Source organism: Legionella stuttgartensis (assembly GCF_977063405.2).
On the sequence record NZ_CDRUHA020000058.1, the window covers coordinates 195,413 to 215,775 of the forward strand.

The following is a 20,363-nucleotide window of genomic DNA, read 5'->3' on the forward strand; positions in this document are numbered from 1 at the left end:
ATTAATTGTTTAAATGTTAGTCATAATTCGACGGCAATTTCGGGAGTATAACAAATGATCACTAAAATTATCATCATCTGCGTCATGATTATCATTGCCGGATCTTTGGCAAGTGGTCTTTTCTTCCTCATTCGTGATTCAGGGAACTCTAAACGCACCGTTAAAGCATTAACGATAAGAATAAGTATTTCAGTAGGTTTATTTATATTTTTATTAATTGCTTTTAAACTGGGTTTAATTAAGCCTCATGGCATTTGATTGGATGGATATAATTATGCGTATTGTATTAATCAGTTTCCTATTTCTGTGTCATTGTATTCATGCAGACACCATAAAAAATTACATGAGTATCGCGGATAATATTCCACAGATGGAAGTTAAAGCAGACCCCCAAGCCCAAGCATGGGCTCGCTCTGCGCGCCATGTTTTAACCATAACTTGTGAAAGTATTGCAGAAACAATGATTCAGGCCAATGAAGTCGCAAAAAATCAAGGAAATCCTGTATATTGTTTACCACCCGGGGTACAGCTAAATGCATTTACACTTTGTGAGTTGATTCAGCAAACATATAAAGAAATCTCAAGTCAGCAAAGCGATAAAGATTCAATGACCGTATCACAAATAGCTTGGTTAGGTGCGAGTAAACACTATCCATGTAAACAAAATACAGCAGCAAAAAATGAAATGCTCCATGTTTCGGCAGCATTAGGACAACCTTCAGCAGAAAAACCTTAACTGCTTAAGGGATAGGAGTATCTGAGCGTAGCCTGGGTAGCGTGCAGCGGAACCCGAGTTTCAGATTACTGGGTTGCATGCTTGCGCCCCGGCTACAATTCGATTTTGCGTGAACGTACACGCATTAATTAGAATACATCTACTTATTTACTAAACTCTTCAAAAGCTTCCAAAGCTTCTGCAGCATACATTAAAGATGGGCCACCACCCATGTAAACTGCCATACCTAAAGTTTCTAAAAATTCTTCTCGTGTGGTTTGTAATTTAATCAAAGCTTGCGCATGAAATCCAATGCAACCATCACATTGCTTCGCAACAGCCAGAGCCATAGCAATTAATTCTTTAGTTTTTTTATCGAGCACACCGTCTTTAGTTGCCGCTTGCGCAAGAGCAGAGAATCCAGACATTACTTCCGGCATTTCCTTACGCATTTTAGCTAATTGAGTACTAATATCTTTGGTAATCTGAGAATATTTATCTGACATTTAAAAAAGCTCCTTTTAGTAATCACCCATTCACGCATATCATTTTCTTTGTTATTCATAAAACAACAAGTTAATGTTACGTTTGAGTCATTATTTTAGTAATGAATGCCCAAAAAGGCACTCTAAGGCCTATTTACATTTTTGACCAAACTGCCGAAATGTAAACAGACTCTAAATTTACCGCATTACTCGGCTCAGAAAAAGATTATTGATTAAGAAACAGCTCGATTTAATGTTTCTTTCGCTAAAGTCAGTCGACGCTCTAACTCACCTAGCTCTGCTTTTAAATGCAAAATTGCACTGGAATTTTGGCTATGTCTGAGATGCTCCAAAGCCTTTGTCATTGCGTGTTGTTGTTCTTCAAGGGTATTAATTTCGAACTCAAGATCGTTTATCCATTGTTGTCTGGTACCCAACATCTTTATGCCGAAGGAAACTTTTTCTTCTGATTTTTTTTTGCCCTGATGCATTTGACATAAGACAACTAAAATATTAATTTTTTGCCTAATTCGCTCTGCCAGATATAAAGCACTACGCTTATTTTGTTGTTTGGATAATGCATGTATATCCGCTTTAATTTCTGCGATACATGCAGCACCATTTGCCTCTGTGTCTAAACGAAATACCCCTTTGGGCAAGCGTTTAATTGAAAAAAATGAACCGAGCTCGCCAATTTTCCATTCCAATTCAGGTAACCTTGCCATTAACTGACTCAGCAACTCATTAGATTCTGTTGGTATGTTCATGGTGCTACATATCCTTTTTACAGAGGCTCAGGAACATAAGACTAATCTGGAACAGCTGCATCCAATATTGGTGTTTTTCCTCTCCAAGAACTTACAAATGGGGGTAAACACATGAGAATTAAACCACCAATTAAAGTTAACTCATAGCGTGCCATGCCACCTACATTAATTCCTTCTGGGGGAATAAAACTCACGGCCAACGTAGCACATACACCAACAATACCTATTCCAGCCACAAATAACATGCCTATTAGGCCACCAGGAATCGCAAAGGCGCGAGGATGATGAGGCTCTTCAATTCGCAATTTAATGGCTGCTGCAAACATAATAAAATACATCAGCATATATAATTGAGCAGCTAAAGCGGTTAACAACCAATAAGATCCATTCACGCTCGGCATAAATAAGAATAAAGCTGACAAAATAGTGACAATACTTGCCTGGGTGAACAGCATAACAATTGGGGCACCTTTTGCATTAGTACGTTGGAAATAATCGGGTAAATTGCCATCTTCTGCTGCAACCAATAATCCTTTTGTGGGGGCAATTATCCAGTTACTTACACCACCAAGCCCTCCTAAAACCAACATTACAGCAACCACAGGCATCATCCAATACATGTGGTAACTGGAAAAGAATGCTTCAAATGCTTGCATAATTCCTGCTACTAAATTGATGTCTTTGCCAGGCAAAACAATTGCAATAGCTAAAGACCCCAGAATTAAGGTGCTTAAGATAATTCCTACTGAATAAATTAATACTTTTGGGAAAGCATTCTGTGGATTTTCTACATCATTCGCATGAACGGTCGCGATTTCAATACCGCAAAAAGACATGATGATTGCAGTTAAAGAAACCCACATGGATTTATCAGATAAATGAGGTACGATACTTGGAATGTCAAATTGGATTTGCAATGGATTACCCTGTGTAACCCAAAAAGCCCCAAGACCGATAATTAAGGACATGGGTAATAACAAACCTGCAAGAGAACAAAGATTACTGAATGCGGCTGACGATTTCATTCCACGCAAATTCAATATCGTAGCCCCCCAAAATGAACTAACGATTACTGCCCAAAGAAAATAAGGGTTACTCGTCAATGCAGGATTAATTAAATAACCAATAGTACCTGCGACGAACGATAGAATTGTTGGGTACCAAATTACATTTTCTATCCATTGCAGCCAAATGGCTAAAAAACCCATTTTTTTACCAAAAGCCTGTTTTACCCAAATGTAAATCCCACCTTGCTTTGCCCATCCTGAGGCCAGTTCTGCTGAAACCAAGGCAGTTGGGATTAGAAAAAATAAAGCACCTAAAACAAAATAAAAAATTAATTGACTACCAAATAAGGCCGTAGCAGGTAAATTTCGTATACTGTCCACAGAACCAACTGTTATCATAGTCAGACTGAAAATTGTCAGTGAATGTTTTTTCTCGATCATCGCATTCCTTCAGTGCAGTTTTGGGCGTGCAGAAGCCTAATTATATAAAAAATTAGCTTAAGGAACCCTTAATAATCGGGCAATAATTAAACAAAATGTTCCTTGATTTTATTTACTAGCCCATAGATTTTTAGCTCGCACTGTAAAATAGCATGATTTTATAAGAAAATCTCTGCCTTTTTTCCTGTCTTTATGCACAAAATCATTAGCCCAAGCCAGAGAAGTGAACACGATGCGAACTTCCCTCTTCAATACGAACAAACAAATCTTCACTGAACAGCAAATGGACTGAAAAAAACAGGTAATTCGTAGCGAGCATGCTTTTAGATTTCATTGTAATAATAACTATTGACTTAATTCTTGAGATTTTAAGTAGAAACAGTACTCCGGGCTTACATCAAATTAGATCATGAGCTGGACAGTTTCATATCATAGCTTCTCTGTGCTATAGTTCCTATTTTTTTCGGGTAATAGAACATGTTTGAAACCTTAACCGAACGGTTGACCCGCTCCTTTAAAAGTCTACGAGGGCAGAGTCGATTAACTGAAGACAATGTACAACACGCTCTGCGTGAGGTCAGGATGTCACTGCTTGAAGCAGACGTTGCCTTACCTGTTATTAAAGAATTTATCGAAGAAGTAAAACAAAAAGCTTTAGGACAGACAGTCTTAACTGAGTTAAATCCCGATCAAGCTTTTGTTAAAATCGTTCATGATGAATTAATCCATATCATGGGTGATGAGCGTGCTGAACTTAACTTTAAAACCCAACCCCCTGCAGTATTTTTAATGGCAGGATTACAAGGTTCAGGAAAAACTACCAGTACTGCAAAACTAGCCCGCTATTTAAAAGAATCTGAAAACAAAAAAGTGATGGTAGCCAGTGTCGACGTTTATCGACCTGCTGCAATACAACAGCTTAAAGTATTAGCCGAACAAATAGATGTCACCTTCTTCCCAGCAGAAGCAAACGAACAACCACTTAGTATTGCCAAAAAAGCACTTGATGCCGCGAAAAAACAATATATGGATGTGTTGCTGATTGATACTGCGGGTCGTTTGCACATTGATGCCGATATGATGGCTGAAATTAAAGCCTTACATCAAGAAATAAACCCCATTGAAACTCTGTTTGTTGTAGACAGCATGACCGGCCAAGATGCTGCAAATACAGCAAAAGCCTTTCATGAAGCCTTACCATTAACAGGCGTCATTCTCACTAAAACAGATGGTGATGCTCGTGGCGGTGCGGCTCTATCTGTAAAACAAATTACGGGACAACCTATCAAATTTATTGGTAGCGGTGAAAAAGTAGAAGCATTGGAGCCATTCCATCCCGAGCGAATTGCCTCCAGAATTCTTGGCATGGGGGATATTCTTACTCTTATTGAAGAAGTCGAGCGGAAAGCAGACAAACAAGCGAGTGAAAAACTAGCCAAAAAGTTGAAAAAAGGCAAGAGCTTTGATCTTGAAGACTTTAAACAGCAACTACTGCAAATGAATAATATGGGTGGTATTGCTGGCATGATGAGTAAATTGCCTGGCGTCAGTCAAATGATGCCTCAACAGGCAATGAAACAGGTCAGTGATAAAGCGATGGCACAAACCATTGCTATTATCAATTCCATGACTCCCAAAGAACGTCGTATTCCCAAACTTATCGTGGGTTCACGCAAGAAACGTATTGCATTAGGTTCAGGAACACAAATACAAGATGTGAACAAATTATTAAAACAATTTGAACAAATGCAAAAAATGATGAAGAAATTTACAAAACCTGGTGGAATGCAAAAAATGATGCGTGGAATCGGTGGTATGGCAGGATTAAAAGGCATATTACCCGATGATTTTAAATAATTCACAAGAATTACTTCACATGCTGAATTAATTTTCGTACAATACACGGCATTTTTACGTAACCACTCTAAAGTAGAGGAAAATAATGGTCGTTATACGTTTATCAAGAGGTGGCGCCAAAAAGCGTCCGTTTTATCATATGGTCGTTACTGACAGCCGCAAACGCCGCGATGGCAGTTATATTGAGCGTATTGGTTATTTTAACCCTGTAGCTCGTGGACAAGAAGTACGTCTGCATATCGATACAGAGAAATTGAGCCAATGGCAAAAAGTAGGGGCACAATTATCTGATCGCGTCAGCGCTTTGATAAAAGAATTTAATAAGAAAGGCGAAGCTGCTTAATAACGTGAATAATCAGGAAAACTGGATAATAATTGCCCGTTTGGGCCGGCCTCATGGTGTTAAAGGTTTTGTTACGGTTCATTCCTTTACAGAACCTCGTGATAATGTTCTAAAGTATGCAAATTGGCATGCCTTTATTAACAATAAATGGCAACCAATCAAATTGTTGCGTGCTGAAGTACAAAATAAATCCATCATAGTCCAAATTGAAGGTTATCCTGAGCGTGAGCTTGTCGCTCAGCTCACTAATATAGAAATTGCAGTTCAACAGGAACAACTGGAAAAACTGGAACCTGGTGAATATTACTGGCATCAACTTATAGGCATGAAGGTGATCAACCAACAAGGAGAATCTTTTGGGAAGGTCATTGAAATAATTCCTACAGGTGCAAATGACGTGCTAGTTGTAGAAGGTAATAAAAGACACTTAATACCTTACTTACCTGGAAAATTTATATTAGATGTTGATTCCACCCAGCAGTTAATTACTGTTGATTGGGATATGGATTTTTAAGCGGTGCTTCATCTCGGAGTAATCAGCTTAATACCCGAAATACTTAATGCCTTGAATTATGGCGTTACGGGCAGAGCCATTGAGCAAGGACTAGTTAAACTCGATTACTGGAATCCAAGAGATTGGTCTTCCAGGCCCTACAGGCAAGTTGATGACAAGCCTTATGGGGGCGGCCCGGGAATGGTGATGATGTATGAGCCATTGAAAGGGGCAATTATGCAGGCACGCAGTCAAATGCCTAGTCACTGTAAAACGATTTATCTGAGTCCTCAGGGCAAGGTAATTCGACAAAATGACTTGAATCACGTGGCAAATGACAAACAACCCCTGCTCTTTATTGCCGGGCGATATGAAGGAATTGATGAGCGTATTCTTCAAAATTATGTAGATGAAGAATGGTCTCTTGGAGATTTTGTTTTAAGTGGTGGTGAGCTGGCCGCTACGGTATTCATCGATGCGATTATTCGCTTAATACCGGGGAGCCTAGGGCATCTTGGTTCAGCAGAACAAGATTCATTTATGAATGGTTTACTGGATTGCCCTCATTATACTCGACCAGCAACCATTGAAGGATTAGAGGTGCCGCCTGTTTTATTAGGTGGTCATCATAGAGATATAGAACTGTGGCGGCGAAAGCAATCTCTAGGTAAAACCTGGCTTAAACGCCCAGATTTACTTGAAAAAATACAGTTAAGTGAAACAGACAAGCAATTGCTTGCTGAGTTTAAGTATGAACACGGTGATTCCTAAAGGATGAACCAATTTGAGGAGTAGTCCATGACTAATATTATTGACCAACTGAATGCTGAGCAAATGCAAGGCAAGGAAATCCCAGACTTCAATCCTGGTGATACTGTTTTGGTTCAGGTGAAAGTAATTGAAGGTAACCGTGAGCGTTTACAAGCTTTTGAAGGTATTGTCATAGCAAAACGTAATCGTGGTTTAAACTCTGCATTCACTGTTCGTAAGATTTCACACGGTGTTGGTGTTGAGCGTGTATTCCAAACTTACAGTCCAATTGTTGACAGCATCACTGTAAAAAGACGTGGGGATGTACGTCGTGCTAAGCTTTATTATCTACGTAATTTGGCTGGCCGCGCAGCTCGCATCAAAGAAAAGTTAGCTGTTAAAAAAGCGGATTAATATTTAATCCCTGAACAAATTCCAATATCCCCGTTTATACGGGGATTTTTTTGACAAAAAAATCTGTTTTTAAAACAAACTTCCTTGATCCAGCTAATATCTTTAATCCAAAGTTTTTCTAAAAAGCAAAATCGCTGAAAATACAATGAGAACCATGAATAACAGTATGGGCCAAATATCAGGCCATAGAATGCTTAAATCGGCACCCTTCAGCATAATATTACGCGTAATTCTTAAAAAGTGGGTTAAGGGGAGTAATTCACCGATACCTTGAGCCCAAAACGGCATCCCACTGAATGGGAACAAAAATCCAGAAATCATTACTGCAACTAAGATATAAGCATTTGTTGAAGCAACAGCTTGAAATTGAGTCTTGGCAAATGCAGAAATAGCTAATCCCATTGCTAAACTTCCAATTGAGTAAGGTGCCATAATCAATAGATAAAGTAAAAAACTTCCATAAAAAGGCACTGAGAAAACAAAAAAAGAAATGATCAAGAGCATAAATAAGATTAGATAACCCACTATAAAATGCGGAATAACCTTACCTAAAATAATATTTGCAGCGCTAAGTGGTGTGATTAATAGTGTTTCAAACGTACCAACCTCATATTCAGCTGTAATTGACATCGCAGTTAGAAGCGTGAGAGTTGTAAACATCAATACAGAAATTAATCCAGGGACAATATTATATTGTGAAAAACCTTCAGGATTAAACTTGGCATGGATATCAAATTCAAAAGGTGTTTGCCGGGAAGAAAGATAATCAAAAGGACCAGACAGATCACGTTCAAACAATTGAGCTGGAAGAGCTGCGGCGGCTCGAAAGGCATTTGAAATTGCAACGGGGTCAGAAGCATCCGCTTCGATAAGTACATGGGGCTTTTCTCCCCTTAATAAATCTCTTGAAAAATTGGGAGGAATATTAATAACAAACAGTCCTTTTCCACTAAGTAACAAATTTTCTGCTTCTTTCTCAGTGTGGGCAAAAGAATTTAAGGAAAAGTATTCTGTGTGTTTAAACCCCTCTAACAATGTGCGAGTAAACGAATTATTTTCAGAGGATATAACCGTTGTTGGCAAATATTTGGGATTCGTGTTAATCATAAAACCAAATAACAAGATTTGCATTATGGGAATTAAAAATAAAAACAAAAAAGTGGAAATGTTTCGTTTGATCTGGATAAATTCCTTTTTAGCAACTGCTAGAACGCGACAGAATTCTATTTTTATCATTTATAATCTCTGCTCACCGAACGTCGAGAGCCAAACAAATACATCCTCCAAAGTCGATTCAATTTTGCTTCCATAAAAAAACTCATTTTCAATATAAGGCTTTATTGCTCTGGATAATTCCTCCTGATTTTTGCTACTTACATGGAGTGTATTATGGAATCGTAAAACTTGATCAACGCCATCAGTAGACTCTAATTGATGGGAAAGCATCGCAATATTTGTACCTTTGATCTCCCAGGTCGTCAAATTTACAGAGTTTAAAATTTCTTCAATCGTTCCTGACATAAGGGTTCGTCCATAACACATGTATGCAATTTTATTACATTTATCTACTTCATCTAAATTGTGTGAGCTCAATAATATGGTAATTCCCTCTCTTGATAATTGATGCATCAAGTCCCAAAATTCTCGTCTTGCTTTAGGATCAATATTAGCGGTTGGTTCATCCAATAATAACAATAAGGGATCATGCAATAAAGAAACAGCTAATGATAAACGTTGTTTCCACCCACCAGACAAAGTTCCTGCGATCTGATTTTTATATTGCTCCAAATCAAATTTATGCAAATATTTTTCAATTTGATTTTTTCTATCAACAACCCCATAAACTTCAGAGAAAAAAATCATATTTTCATAAACAGTAAGATCCTTGTAAAGACCAAAATTCTGCGACATATAACCAACAAGAGCCTTGATCTGGCGAGATTCGGTTACGATATCAAATCCAACACATTGACCAGTACCTGAATCGGGAGTAATTAAGCCACATAACATTCTTAAAGAGGTAGTTTTTCCTGCCCCATTTGGTCCAAGAAATCCATATATATCACCATATTCAACTTTAAGATTTAGGTTTTTGACCGCCTGATATTTATCGAATTTTTTAGTTAAATTGCTCACGTCAATAATATAATTGCTTTTATCCATAAAATACCTATTAAAAATTTGTGCGAATCTACTCAATTATTCATTATGAAACGGTTAAAGTTGCATTCCCTGTCTGGTGAATGCATATAGGGTCCTATTTTCTTCCCATAATTTTCAAAAGAATTTTTTGCAATAAAGAGGGACGACGAACGGTTATGAATTTTTTAACAAGCTCTACTTCTATAACTAACAATTCGCTATCAATTTTAGCAAAAGCATCTTCCTTTCTTTTGGTATCCGTCATAAAGCCCGAATCCCCAAACATTTGATTTATTTTAATTACAGTAGAACTACTATTTTTACTCAGAAGAACGACCTCTCCTTTGAGTAAGTAATAACAAGCATCCGTAATATCTCCTTCTTTATACAAATAGGAACCTGCCATAACCTTAATATTTTTTGCTGTTTTCACCATGGTCTGTATTTTCTCATGAGAAAAATCGCTAAAAAGATGATGGGCACGAATAAACTGAATTAAAAGAAACTCTTCACTTAACTTTTTTAAATTGGGATACTTTATTTGTGGCTGTTCCAAAAAACTTAGGAAATCATAAAGGCTAATTTTTAGTAACTCCATGGAGGTAAGCGCTTTTACTGTGGCTGTACAAAGTCCTGTATGGGACACAAATCCTTCTGATGATAAACCAATAATATCCCCTCTTTTTAATTCAGAAATACGCATAGTCTGTTTTTTTCCTAATGAATGAACTGCTCTGGTTACGTCAGCTCTTCCTGAAACAATAAGAAAAATACAATCAATTGGCTCCCCTTCAATAACAAGTAGTTGTTCTGCTTCAGCAGATTCAGGTTTTGCATATCCAATTAACTGATGCGCATTTAAACGATTCAGAAGACAGAACAAAGGATGTTGTAAAATAAGATCCTCATATGGTTCAACGTTCTTTTTCATAAATTATCTGTTCTCTCATAAGCAGTATCCTATTACCATAATAAGTTATTAATCTAACGTTCTTCTAAAAAGTAAGATTCCAAAAAAAATAATAACGACTGAAAACAAAATTATAGGCCAAGTATCAGGCCATAAAATATCAAACCCAGCCCCTTTTAACATACTATTTCGAGTAATTCTTAAAAAATGCGTCAACGGGATCGTTTGGCTTATCGATTGCGCCCAATGAGGTACGCCCGTGAATGGAAATAAAAAACCAGAAACCATAATTGCGACAAGACCATACGCGTTGGTTAATCCTACAGCAGCAAATTGTGTTCGAGTAACTGCTGAGATAGCGAGTCCTGTGCCTAGGCTAGAGATAGAATAAGGCGCTAAAAGTAATAAAAAAAGAGTCAAACTGCCATGAAAAGGAATAGAGAAAATAAAGTAGGCGATTGCTAACAATATAAATAAAAGCAAATAGCCTAAAATAAAATAGGGTATAACCTTGCCAAAAATAATATTGGCTGGTGTTAAAGGTGTTATTAATAAGGTCTCGAATGTCCCCCGCTCGAACTCTGAATTTATAGAAACAGCAGTTAAAACAGTCAACGTTGAAAAGATTAATAATGCAATTAATCCCGGTATCGTATTGTATTGAGAAATATTCTCAGGGTTATATTTAGGCTGAATATCAAAAATAAAGGGGGCCTCCCTAGAAGCTAAATAACTGAGTGAACCTTGTAATTCATGTTCAAATACTTTCGCGGGTAATTCAGATGCGGCTCGAAATGCATTTGAAACGGCTACAGGGTCAGATGCATCAGCCTCAATTAATACATGTGGGTGCTTTCCCCGTATTAAGTCTCGGGTAAAATTAGGTGGAATATTAATAACAAATAGAACTTTTCCACTAAGTAAAAGTCGCTCTGCTTTTTTTTCATCTTCAGTTATTGTTTCAATTGAAAAATAATTCGTGTTTTTTAGACCCTGTAACAAAGCACGGGTAAAAGAGGTATCCTCAGCGGTAATTACAACAGTTGGAAGATGGCGGGGATTAGTGTTAATAATCGCACCAAACAATAATATTTGAATAACTGGAATGATTATTAGCCATGAGAAAATCAAAATATCACGTCTAATTTGAATAATTTCTTTCTTTGCAACCGACCAAATACGAAGAAATTCATTTTTAATCATTTATCATCCTTGAATGAGAACTAGAACTACTAATTTTTCTCAAACAAATTTCTGAATTTTTTTCAGAAATATCCAAAAAGATAAGGTGTGTTGACAATCCATCTTCACCGGCTACGTCTCGCGACTTTTCCCTGAGAGATCCACACGAAATTTTTCCACCCTACGTACGTAGAAAGTTGAGTATATTTCATTTGAAAACATTAAGTTATATTCAAATTTCTTAAGGAACCCTCAGCATTTTCCTGCATGCTCTGATTAGTAATCAAACATTTCAGCTTTATCCTCCATTTCTGGATTCCGCGAACAAGTCGCGGAGCGTGGACTACGATGAATGATCAATGCACCTTTAATATTTTGATATGAATCTTAATCTATAATGTCGTATCGTATCTTAATATGAGCCGGACTGACAATCTATTGATCGTTACGATTTAACCTCTTATCCTAATTCAGTTCCTTTTTCACAAACAACAGGTCGCCAATGAGTGTTTCATTTCTAATACGAATTTCATTTTCTTTGGATATATATTGTCAGATGTTACTGTTTGGTGGTAAGTTTTTTTATTTCAGCCCATTGAATCGATAAATTCATTTAAGATCAAAATAATATGCAAGAATTCATTCCAAGGTGGTTGTTTCTCATCATGATTTGCACCCTGATGGTGGGCTGTAAGGAAAAGAACAATTCATTACAGGGATATGTTGATGCGGATTATACCTATATCTCAAGCCGTTTTTCAGGAAATCTTATCAGCCTTGATGCCCCAAAAGGAACTACTATTAATAAAGGGGAACTGCTGTTCACCCTAGATGTACAGCCGCAACTATCTCAGCTCAAGAAAGCTAAGGCCAATCTTACCCAGGCTTTGGCACAAGTCAAAGTAAAACAAGCCGACCTTGATTATCAAAGTACATTATTGGCTCGTTATCAAAAACTAATAAAATCGGGCGGGGTCAGCCTGGAACAACTTGAAGAAGTTAAAAACAATTATCTTAATGCTCAAGCATCATTAATCTCCCAACAGGCATTAGTCGAATCGTCAATGGCAGAATTAACACAAGCAAAATGGAGTGAATCAAACAAAAAGAAATACTCTTCAATTTCAGGCTACGTTTACGATACCTATTTTACTGTTGGGGAATTAGTATTATCAGGTCGTCCTGTATTATCAATTGTTAGCCCTGAAAATCTAAAAGTTATTTTTTATGTTCCTGAGCCTTTATTATCAAAATTAAAATTAAAAAATCAAGTCACCATCAGCTGTGATGGATGTAAGGACACGTTCCTTGCAACCGTGAGCTATATTTCTTCAAAAACCGAATATACCCCCCCTTACATATTTAGTGAAAGTTCCAGAACAAAATTTGTTTATCGAGTCGAGGCAAAACCAGTCAAAACAGCATTTAATTACTTACATCCCGGACAGCCGGTTAGTATCAACTTGATTTTATAATCATTAACAGCGAGTCATTTCGCTAATTAATGATGTTAATCATTTATATAAGAAGACCAAATGCAAAAAATTTATTTATTTTTATGCACAATAATCCTTACAAGCTGTAAGGTTGGACCTAACTTTCATGCACCAGATGCTCCCAAAACGACCCAATATAATAATGGGCCTGCGAACACTAAAACAGTCGGTGCTCATAGTCGGGCGGGCCAACCACAACAATTCAACTTTAAAAAAAATATATCCAGATCATGGTGGGAACTATTTCATTCAAAAGAATTAAATTCATTCATTGAAAAAGGATTACAAAATAACCCATCAATCGCAATGAGCAAAGCCAATTTGCGCAAAGCACAAGCCAATTTGCTTGCTGAAGCAGGGCCAAATTTATTCCCTACTGTGGATACCCAATTTTTAGGAAGTCGTGAAAGAAATAGCTTACTTGCCACAGGAATTAATCTTACACCTACCCCAGGAACAACGCTTCCATTTTCCTCAGTAAATACATTTGATCTCTACAATGCCTCGGTTAGTGTAAGATATAATCTCGACTTATTTGGCGGTAATCGCCGGCAGTTAGAAGCTCTAAAAGCAGCAATTGATTATGAGCGCTTTGAATTGGAGGCCACTTATTTAACTTTAACCGCAAATATAGTAACAACCGGCATCACGATTGCATCGTTGCAAGAACAGATTTCAGCAACAAAAAAGCTTATAGCATGTCAAAAAAAACTGGTGGAATTAGAACATAACAACTACATTCTAGGACATACCTCCAGAGTAGACCTACTTAACAGTGAAAATCGACTTAAGGAAACTCAAGCGCAACTCCCTATCCTCAAAAATGATTTGGCTAAAAAACATAATGCTCTTGCAGTGCTTACCGGGTCATTACCAAGTGAAACAGAACTTTTTGACTTTACACTGCAAAATATGCAATTACCTATCGATCTGCCAGTTACCCTTCCTTCGCTTCTGGTCAAACAAAGACCGGATATAAAATCCTCTGAATCATTATTGCATAAAACAAGTGCTGAAATAGGTGTTGCCACTGCGAATCTCTTTCCTAAATTAAATATAGGTGCTACGTATGCATGGTATTCCACTGCACTGAGTACTTTGTTCAATCCTGCAAATAATGTATGGAACTATGGCGGGCAAATAGCACAAACACTTCTTAAAGGTGGAGCATTACGTGCAAAACGCAAACTTGCCATTGCCGCATATGATTATGAATTGGCACGGTATAAAAAAGTCGTACTCGAAGCCTTTCAGCAGGTAGCAGATGTATTACATGCTCTGGAATTCGATGCTGAGTTGTTGCGTGAACGGGCAAATGCAGAAATAAACACCCACGAACATTTTAAAATAGTACGCATGCAATACCAACTCGGTAAAGTAAACTATTTGTCTGTATTAAGGGCAAAAGAATCCTATTTAAAAATCCATTTAAAAGTAATTCAAGCTGAAACTGCTCGTTACAATGACACTGCAGCGCTATTTCAATCACTAGGTGGCGGATGGTGGAATAAGGCATAGATGCCTAGCGTTTTTTAGCATGAAGCTCGTATTCAACCCCTTTTCTTTCTATAGTTGGAGAAGTACGAAGTTTCGCTAAATTTAATCTCATTAACATTGTGATATAAAACCACCCCAAATCAAATTCGTTTTTTAGAAAAGAAAGTTTGGCAGATGCAGGATTGTTATGATGGTTATTATGTAATTCCTCTCCATTTAACAAAATACCTATACGCATTAAATTACGCGAATTATCCTTAGTATCAAAATTTCGATAACCCCATTTATGAGTCAGGGCGGCAAATGCTCCAAATAAAACAGTAGTAATTGCAAGAATATTTAAATCCCACATGACCATCCCCCACAATCCAAAAAGCACGATGTATAACGCTAAAAAGATGACCAATCCTAAAGATTGAAATTTAGTAAAAAGAAATTTCTCAAGTGCATCATTATCTGAGATAGTGCCATATTTTTCTATTAACGATGATGGACTGCATTGAGCACAAATTTCAAATCCACTTAAAAATAGATTAAATGTTCCCTTATATAATGGACTGTGTGGATCAGCAGGTAGATCTGCTTTTTGATGATGTAATCGATGAATTGAAACCCATTCCGCTCGATTTAGTCCGGTAGCAAGCCAGAGCCAAAAACGGGAAAAATATCTTATAGCCGGTGCAAGTTCAACGGAGCGATGTGTTTCGCATCGATGTAAATAAATACTGAAGACAATCATCGTTATATGGTAAACAATAAGGCAAAATATTAATTTTCCTTCCCATCCCAGGTTCCACACCCCATGAATCAGAATTTGATTGTTAAACAAAAGGCAAAAAAGCAAATAACCAAAAAGAAATGAGGATACGAATAAAACGTCTTTAGATAATATCCTTTGATTTGCTATCTTCATTACAACCTCTCAACCTAACACTTAGATAAATCCATTGATTTATTCCTTATGTTTTGAAAACACTATTCCGTATTTACATTTTTTTCGCCTAAAGCCTTTATGACTTCATTACCTCTCCTTAACTCCTGTGGAACTTTATTAAGATCATGAATAATTTTAACTTTATCTAAAAAACATAATAAATAATAAGTAATATCTATTTGCCACCAGCGAAATCCCTGGCTTGTTGAGCGTGGATAATAGTGATGGTTGTTATGCCAACCTTCCCCCATAGTAATTAAAGCCAGCAGAAAATTATTACGACTTTCATCTCCTGTCTCAAATGTTTTTGTGCCCCATACATGGCATAGGGAATTGATAGAAAAAGTAGCATGGAAGAGGGCGATTGTTGAAATAAGCCCCCAAACAACTAACTGCAGACCATCAGTTTGTAACTGAGGATAATAATTTGCTAAAAAACTACCGATAAAATAGAGAATGAACAGTACGCAAATAGGGACCACATTATCATAACGATTCAACCAACATAATTCCGGATATTTTGCAAAATCCTGTACCGCTTTGTAGTCTGTTTTAAAATTGTCTGAATAAAAAATCCACCCGACGTGACTCCACAATAGACCATGTTGAAGGGGGGAATGAGGATCTTGTGATTGTTCTGTATATCGATGATGATGGCGATGATGACTTGCCCACCAAAGTGGTCCTCGTTGTACCGCTGCAGTGCCTATTACAGCGAAAATAAATTGCCAAAACCGATTCGTTTTAAAGGTTTTATGTGAGAAATAACGATGGTAAAAACCAGTTATCGCAAACATTCTAAAAAAATAAAGGAACAGGGCTGTAACAATAGCTGTAAGACTCCATCCCACCCAGAACACTGCCAAACAACACAAATGCAGAAATATAAAAATGAAAACACGGGCCCAGTGGATCGTACCTTGCTGTAAATGGTTCTCTTTAAGACTCGTATCAAACCATCCATGTATGGAGAACATTAACGATTTGAATTTCATTTTCACCTCGACAATGAAAATTCGTTATCTATAAGAAATATGAGATAGGAATGAGACCTTGATATTTTCGATGAAGTTTGAGCATCTCGTTCATTTTATAAAATGAACAGGCTTTGTACATCAGATGAAAATACAACCCTCAGAACTACAGCATAAACTCCGCATCCAACCTGCATCAGACATCTGCCATAATGTTTAAGTGTAGCAAACCCTCATCATTTAGCACTACATATTGGGCAAAAAGAACAAAAAATTACCAAATCTTAACTAAAGCTTACTTATTTTACCGGCAATGGGATTAATTCTTGGAAAAAGGTTGCGGATTTTTATAGTAAGTCGACAATTTTTTTGCCATCCATCCATTATCAGGAAAAGTAGTTCCAGGTACTTCCCAAACTCCTGTAGCAAAAGCACCCGCCCCCCACAAAATTGCAAATATGTGTGCATCAACTGCCTTTTTTAATTGCTCGTTATTATTATGAGCCCAATTAAAATTGTTTAATGTCAAACAACGAGTCGCATTTTTTCCAGCACATAAGCTATACCCTTTAGGTAAATTAGGAATATCTAGATTAATCCAGGATGCTGTATTGCTTAAATCACGTTGTAACTTTGAATCACCGAAAAAATATACCGGAGCAGAACCTTCTTCATGTGCTTCAAGAAAAGGTTCGTCCTGTGTAGGGATATGGGCCGCAGGTATCTGCCATAACATTGCAGGTATATAGCTTTTTCCTGCTTGTTTTCCCAACCCTTCACTAATTTGTTGCGTCATTGTTAGGAAATTTTTCCAGGCGGCATCATTATAAAATGTTGCCTGATTAATGAGTAAATTTGGAAATTTACTACTGTAATCATCGGCACCATATCGATCAAAATAAATAAAATCAGGTTTGTACTTACTAGTGAATAATTCAAAACTCTTTAAATCAGCCAAAACCTTATCCACATAAGGCTTCACAGCAGTTGGCCCCCGATGAATCCACCACCCTCCTTCTGGCACTGCAGAAATATTTTCATGAACTCCGAGAGCTACATGAGGTCCAAAATGTTTAGTCATCCAGTTTTGAGCCTGTAACCATCCATTAAAATTATCTGAGAAATCAGGGATGTCATGACTTGGGGGTACGGTACTACAAAGAGGCATCACATACTCGTTGATACAAGTAGCAAACGCTTGTCCAGCAGTATAATTATCTGTTTTAGATTTGAGCCAAAGCAATAAATCAGTCGGAGTACCATTGATTGTTACCGGTTTATTGTCCCATCCATAAGTGCAAGTAGGCGTACTAGTAGGATTAAAATTAACTTTTTTACCCATCATACAATAAGCGTTAGAAACTGCCTGACCTACTGGGATGTATAAGGATTTAACTGCTTCGATACGATTTGTATTTCCTAAGTAACCCAGCATATCTGGATTTAATAAAATAGTGCCGTACGTTCCGGTATTACTATAAGCATTTGCCTCTAATGTTTTAGACAAAAACATTAGATTAAAAAAATGTTTTGTTAGATCTTCTAAATTAGTAACGCTATCCGGATTCCAACCACCACTTAATTGCCAGCCGTATTCAACTAACACAGGATTAACAGCATGGCCAGTCTTGCTTTTTATATTTTTAGCCATGTTAATCATGTTCCAAATTTTATAAGGAGTTTCTATTTTTCCAGGGTCACCATCGCCACCCGCACCATTATATGTAAATACAGCATCGACACGAATATTAGTCGGCTCTTGCGGGGCACCATTCGTTATAGCTCCCATAGCTAGGTAGCTTGGCCAACCAGGGATAAGAGAATTGCCTATATTTTGGCTATAGGAAAAGGAGGATAGTAGACTTATTGTGGAAATAATCAAAAAACTAAAACTCTTTTTTTTCATTGTATAGTTCCTAAATTATTCATCAGGCTGGAAAACGATGGATACGCCCATTACTGATTTCACTGACTGAATTGATGCTTAGAATGGAACGAATTATATCATAATCATCCATTTTGATCATAATTAACATCTATCAAACAATAAATAATCAATTTTAATGGGGATTTTATAGATGTGCGTTTAATAGATTAATAGGTGGGAACTTTTTCATATTTCTCAACAGCCCAAAGAGATTCTATTATCTCCTGCCCTTTGCTATTACATGTAAACCAAAGGCTTTTTCCAGTCTATCATTTAGTATATGGGTAAGCCGAATCATATAATAAGGGAATAGTATGAATATATTAGCATTAACCGCATTTATTCTTTTAAATATAACTACTGTAGCCTTTGCAGATAATAGCTCTTATACCGGTCCCGATAATCCAGTTATTCCTGCTGATAACAATAAAATCCGATTAAACCTTGCTGAATGTATTGAAGATACCAATGAGGTGATGGGCGATAATGATACGCATGATTTGGCAAAAGAACTATGTGAGTTACGCACACAACATCAGGCCGCACGTCAACAAGTATTGAACGGATTAACTGATTTAGTCGATCAATATAAAGGCATAACAAACCATGATCACGATCAGCGATTGGCGCAGACCATTTCATTGATTCAAAACGGTGTAAAAACATGCATCGATGCTTTAGCTTCTCAGGAATATTGTCACAATATAGGTTGTGTTACTGAACCAGAACTTGATGCTATTTTTTGTGATAAGCAAGCTACAGCTATTATCAATAGAATTTTGGGGCGCTAATAGCCCTCTCACAATTATCCAGTGAGTTCCCAGTAGGTTCTTTTACCTCCTGAAATATTCAAGACTTGTTTACGGGATCAAATAGCCTACATCCGCGAGGAGTCTCGAAGAAGTAGGCAAAAAGAAATTCACATTAAGAGATTGTGCATGAGCCGCTATTGTTTGGTAAACAAATTGGTGCGCGGTTGACGGCTGGCGTTCTTGCGGGAGCAGGTTTCGGCGCCGGTTGAAAGTGTTGTGGCTGATATGCTGCACCAGTTGCTAATGGTTGAGCTTTTCTTTCTATTTTTGGTTGATTCACCTGATTGCTTGCTGCTTTAAAAACAGAAGCACGGTGTAACGGATGATACGCTGTTTTTTGAGCAGGTTGAGCTCTTTTATCTTCTGCGTGCTTCACGGCATGATTGCTTGCTGCCTTGAAAACAGAAGCACGGTGTAATGAACTATCCGCTGCTTTTTGAGCAGGTAGAGCTGTTTTATCTTCGGTATTAGTCGATGCCGGCTTCACGGAAGGAAAATTATTTACAAGGTTTCGATTGAAAATAAAAGGTTTCTGAAATATGGTCCATTCCTTATGTTCAGTAATATGTTTTAATGCATATAGATGTATTTCATCATTTATTTCTTTATAGCGGGCAAAAACCTCAGTCCTGGTATAACAAGTATATTCGTTACTTTCCTTACGTGCCTGTCCAAAAAAACGATGGAGTTCTTCTTCGCTGATAAAAATCCCATTCTCGTATTTATACTTATAACCTCTAGGATTGCTATCTGAAGAGATCGTTTTATTTCCAACTCCTTCAGGAAATGATATTTGTTTAACATACTCTGTATTTTGAAAGAACCGTTGCAGCTCTTCTTCAATAAGCGCATAACTCCTTATTATAGACCTATAACTAAATTCAGAAATATTTGGTAAGGTTAAAATCGTGTATAACTCAGGGTGTGCAAATTCTTCTTTTGTTTGGCCTATAGCTTGCTTCCAAACAACATCACTTGAAGCAAAGGCCTTCCAATCTTTACAGACTAATTCTAAAGTCGCTAAATCTCTTGGGCGGCCTAGAAATGTCATGATATATTCTAAAATCTCTGCGGGTATCTCGGGTAGTTGATCTTCAGTTTTCTCTTGCATGCTGGTCCAATTTATTGATTAGTACTAGAAGTGCTACATTGTAATTGAGCAACATTAAGACAATATTAACAAATCATAGGCTTGCCAATAACGGCTCTAAACAGAA

21 protein-coding genes are annotated in these 20,363 nt (G+C 37.2%); 10 read left to right on the plus strand and 11 right to left on the minus strand.

Annotated features, from left to right (window positions below):
- The first annotated feature begins 54 nt into the window (after positions 1-54).
- Positions 55-258, plus strand: coding sequence for a twin transmembrane helix small protein (locus ACWTEW_RS17685; protein ID WP_454782978.1), 204 nt, complete (start codon positions 55-57; stop codon positions 256-258).
- A gap of 16 nt (positions 259-274) precedes the next feature.
- Positions 275-736, plus strand: a complete 462-nt coding sequence (locus ACWTEW_RS17690) for a phosphatase (RefSeq protein ID WP_454782979.1) — start codon at positions 275-277, stop codon at positions 734-736.
- Positions 737-879: 143 nt separating this feature from the next.
- Here the strand turns inward: ACWTEW_RS17690 and ACWTEW_RS17695 are convergent, their stop codons facing one another.
- The 3 genes from ACWTEW_RS17695 to ACWTEW_RS17705 all read right to left on the minus strand — a co-directional run bounded on the left by ACWTEW_RS17695 (position 880) and on the right by ACWTEW_RS17705 (position 3,415).
- Positions 880-1,221, minus strand: coding sequence for a carboxymuconolactone decarboxylase family protein (locus ACWTEW_RS17695; protein WP_454782980.1), 342 nt, complete (start codon positions 1,219-1,221; stop codon positions 880-882).
- 212 nt (positions 1,222-1,433) lie between these two features.
- Positions 1,434-1,967: a hypothetical protein gene (locus ACWTEW_RS17700; RefSeq protein WP_454782981.1), complete on the minus strand. Its 534-nt coding sequence runs from the start codon at positions 1,965-1,967 to the stop codon at positions 1,434-1,436.
- Between the two features lie 41 nt (positions 1,968-2,008).
- The gene (locus tag ACWTEW_RS17705; RefSeq protein WP_454782982.1) at positions 2,009-3,415 is read right to left on the minus strand and encodes an APC family permease; all 1,407 of its coding nucleotides are present in this window, start codon (positions 3,413-3,415) and stop codon (positions 2,009-2,011) included.
- A 477-nt stretch (positions 3,416-3,892) separates the two neighbouring features.
- On the opposite strand from ACWTEW_RS17705, the gene ffh reads away from it, so the two are divergent.
- From ffh to rplS, 5 genes are all read left to right on the plus strand, one after another.
- Positions 3,893-5,272, plus strand: a complete 1,380-nt coding sequence (gene ffh / locus ACWTEW_RS17710) for a signal recognition particle protein (RefSeq protein ID WP_454782983.1) — start codon at positions 3,893-3,895, stop codon at positions 5,270-5,272.
- An 85-nt stretch (positions 5,273-5,357) separates the two neighbouring features.
- Complete coding sequence (gene rpsP / locus ACWTEW_RS17715; protein WP_454782984.1) at positions 5,358-5,615, plus strand: 30S ribosomal protein S16; 258 nt, start codon at positions 5,358-5,360, stop codon at positions 5,613-5,615.
- A 4-nt stretch (positions 5,616-5,619) separates the two neighbouring features.
- Complete coding sequence (gene rimM / locus ACWTEW_RS17720; protein ID WP_454782985.1) at positions 5,620-6,129, plus strand: ribosome maturation factor RimM; 510 nt, start codon at positions 5,620-5,622, stop codon at positions 6,127-6,129.
- Between the two features lie 3 nt (positions 6,130-6,132).
- Positions 6,133-6,879, plus strand: coding sequence for a tRNA (guanosine(37)-N1)-methyltransferase TrmD (trmD, locus tag ACWTEW_RS17725; RefSeq protein WP_454782986.1), 747 nt, complete (start codon positions 6,133-6,135; stop codon positions 6,877-6,879).
- 27 nt (positions 6,880-6,906) lie between these two features.
- Positions 6,907-7,272, plus strand: coding sequence for a 50S ribosomal protein L19 (gene rplS / locus ACWTEW_RS17730; RefSeq protein ID WP_454782987.1), 366 nt, complete (start codon positions 6,907-6,909; stop codon positions 7,270-7,272).
- A 102-nt stretch (positions 7,273-7,374) separates the two neighbouring features.
- On the opposite strand, the gene ACWTEW_RS17735 is transcribed toward rplS, so the two are convergent.
- The 4 genes from ACWTEW_RS17735 to ACWTEW_RS17750 form a co-directional block, all read right to left on the minus strand.
- Positions 7,375-8,508 (minus strand): ABC transporter permease, encoded by a 1,134-nt coding sequence (locus tag ACWTEW_RS17735; RefSeq protein ID WP_454782988.1) that lies wholly within the window; start codon positions 8,506-8,508, stop codon positions 7,375-7,377.
- Positions 8,509-9,435: an ABC transporter ATP-binding protein gene (locus tag ACWTEW_RS17740; RefSeq protein WP_454782989.1), complete on the minus strand. Its 927-nt coding sequence runs from the start codon at positions 9,433-9,435 to the stop codon at positions 8,509-8,511. It lies immediately after the preceding gene.
- Between the two features lie 94 nt (positions 9,436-9,529).
- Complete coding sequence (locus tag ACWTEW_RS17745; protein ID WP_454782990.1) at positions 9,530-10,345, minus strand: cyclic nucleotide-binding domain-containing protein; 816 nt, start codon at positions 10,343-10,345, stop codon at positions 9,530-9,532.
- A 48-nt stretch (positions 10,346-10,393) separates the two neighbouring features.
- Positions 10,394-11,527, minus strand: coding sequence for an ABC transporter permease (locus tag ACWTEW_RS17750; RefSeq protein ID WP_454782991.1), 1,134 nt, complete (start codon positions 11,525-11,527; stop codon positions 10,394-10,396).
- Between the two features lie 608 nt (positions 11,528-12,135).
- Here ACWTEW_RS17750 and ACWTEW_RS17755 point away from each other — a divergent pair.
- Positions 12,136-12,981, plus strand: coding sequence for an HlyD family secretion protein (locus tag ACWTEW_RS17755; protein ID WP_454782992.1), 846 nt, complete (start codon positions 12,136-12,138; stop codon positions 12,979-12,981).
- A gap of 60 nt (positions 12,982-13,041) precedes the next feature.
- Positions 13,042-14,520: an efflux transporter outer membrane subunit gene (locus tag ACWTEW_RS17760; RefSeq protein WP_454782993.1), complete on the plus strand. Its 1,479-nt coding sequence runs from the start codon at positions 13,042-13,044 to the stop codon at positions 14,518-14,520.
- A 4-nt stretch (positions 14,521-14,524) separates the two neighbouring features.
- Here the strand turns inward: ACWTEW_RS17760 and ACWTEW_RS17765 are convergent, their stop codons facing one another.
- From ACWTEW_RS17765 to ACWTEW_RS17775, 3 genes are all read right to left on the minus strand, one after another.
- On the minus strand, positions 14,525-15,412 hold the full coding sequence (locus ACWTEW_RS17765; protein WP_454782994.1) for an acyl-CoA desaturase: 888 nt from the start codon (positions 15,410-15,412) through the stop codon (positions 14,525-14,527).
- A gap of 62 nt (positions 15,413-15,474) precedes the next feature.
- Positions 15,475-16,428 carry an acyl-CoA desaturase gene (locus tag ACWTEW_RS17770; protein ID WP_454782995.1) on the minus strand — a complete coding sequence of 318 codons (954 nt, stop codon included), beginning with the start codon at positions 16,426-16,428 and terminating at the stop codon, positions 15,475-15,477.
- 298 nt (positions 16,429-16,726) lie between these two features.
- Positions 16,727-18,313 (minus strand): hypothetical protein, encoded by a 1,587-nt coding sequence (locus ACWTEW_RS17775; protein ID WP_454782996.1) that lies wholly within the window; start codon positions 18,311-18,313, stop codon positions 16,727-16,729.
- A gap of 335 nt (positions 18,314-18,648) precedes the next feature.
- Between ACWTEW_RS17775 and ACWTEW_RS17780 the strand changes: the two genes are divergently transcribed.
- Positions 18,649-19,125 carry a hypothetical protein gene (locus ACWTEW_RS17780; protein ID WP_454782997.1) on the plus strand — a complete coding sequence of 159 codons (477 nt, stop codon included), beginning with the start codon at positions 18,649-18,651 and terminating at the stop codon, positions 19,123-19,125.
- Between the two features lie 133 nt (positions 19,126-19,258).
- Here the strand turns inward: ACWTEW_RS17780 and ACWTEW_RS17785 are convergent, their stop codons facing one another.
- A complete protein-coding gene (locus ACWTEW_RS17785) occupies positions 19,259-20,257 on the minus strand; it encodes an F-box protein (RefSeq protein WP_454782998.1) in 999 nt (332 codons plus the stop codon).
- Between the last annotated feature and the right edge of the window lie 106 nt (positions 20,258-20,363).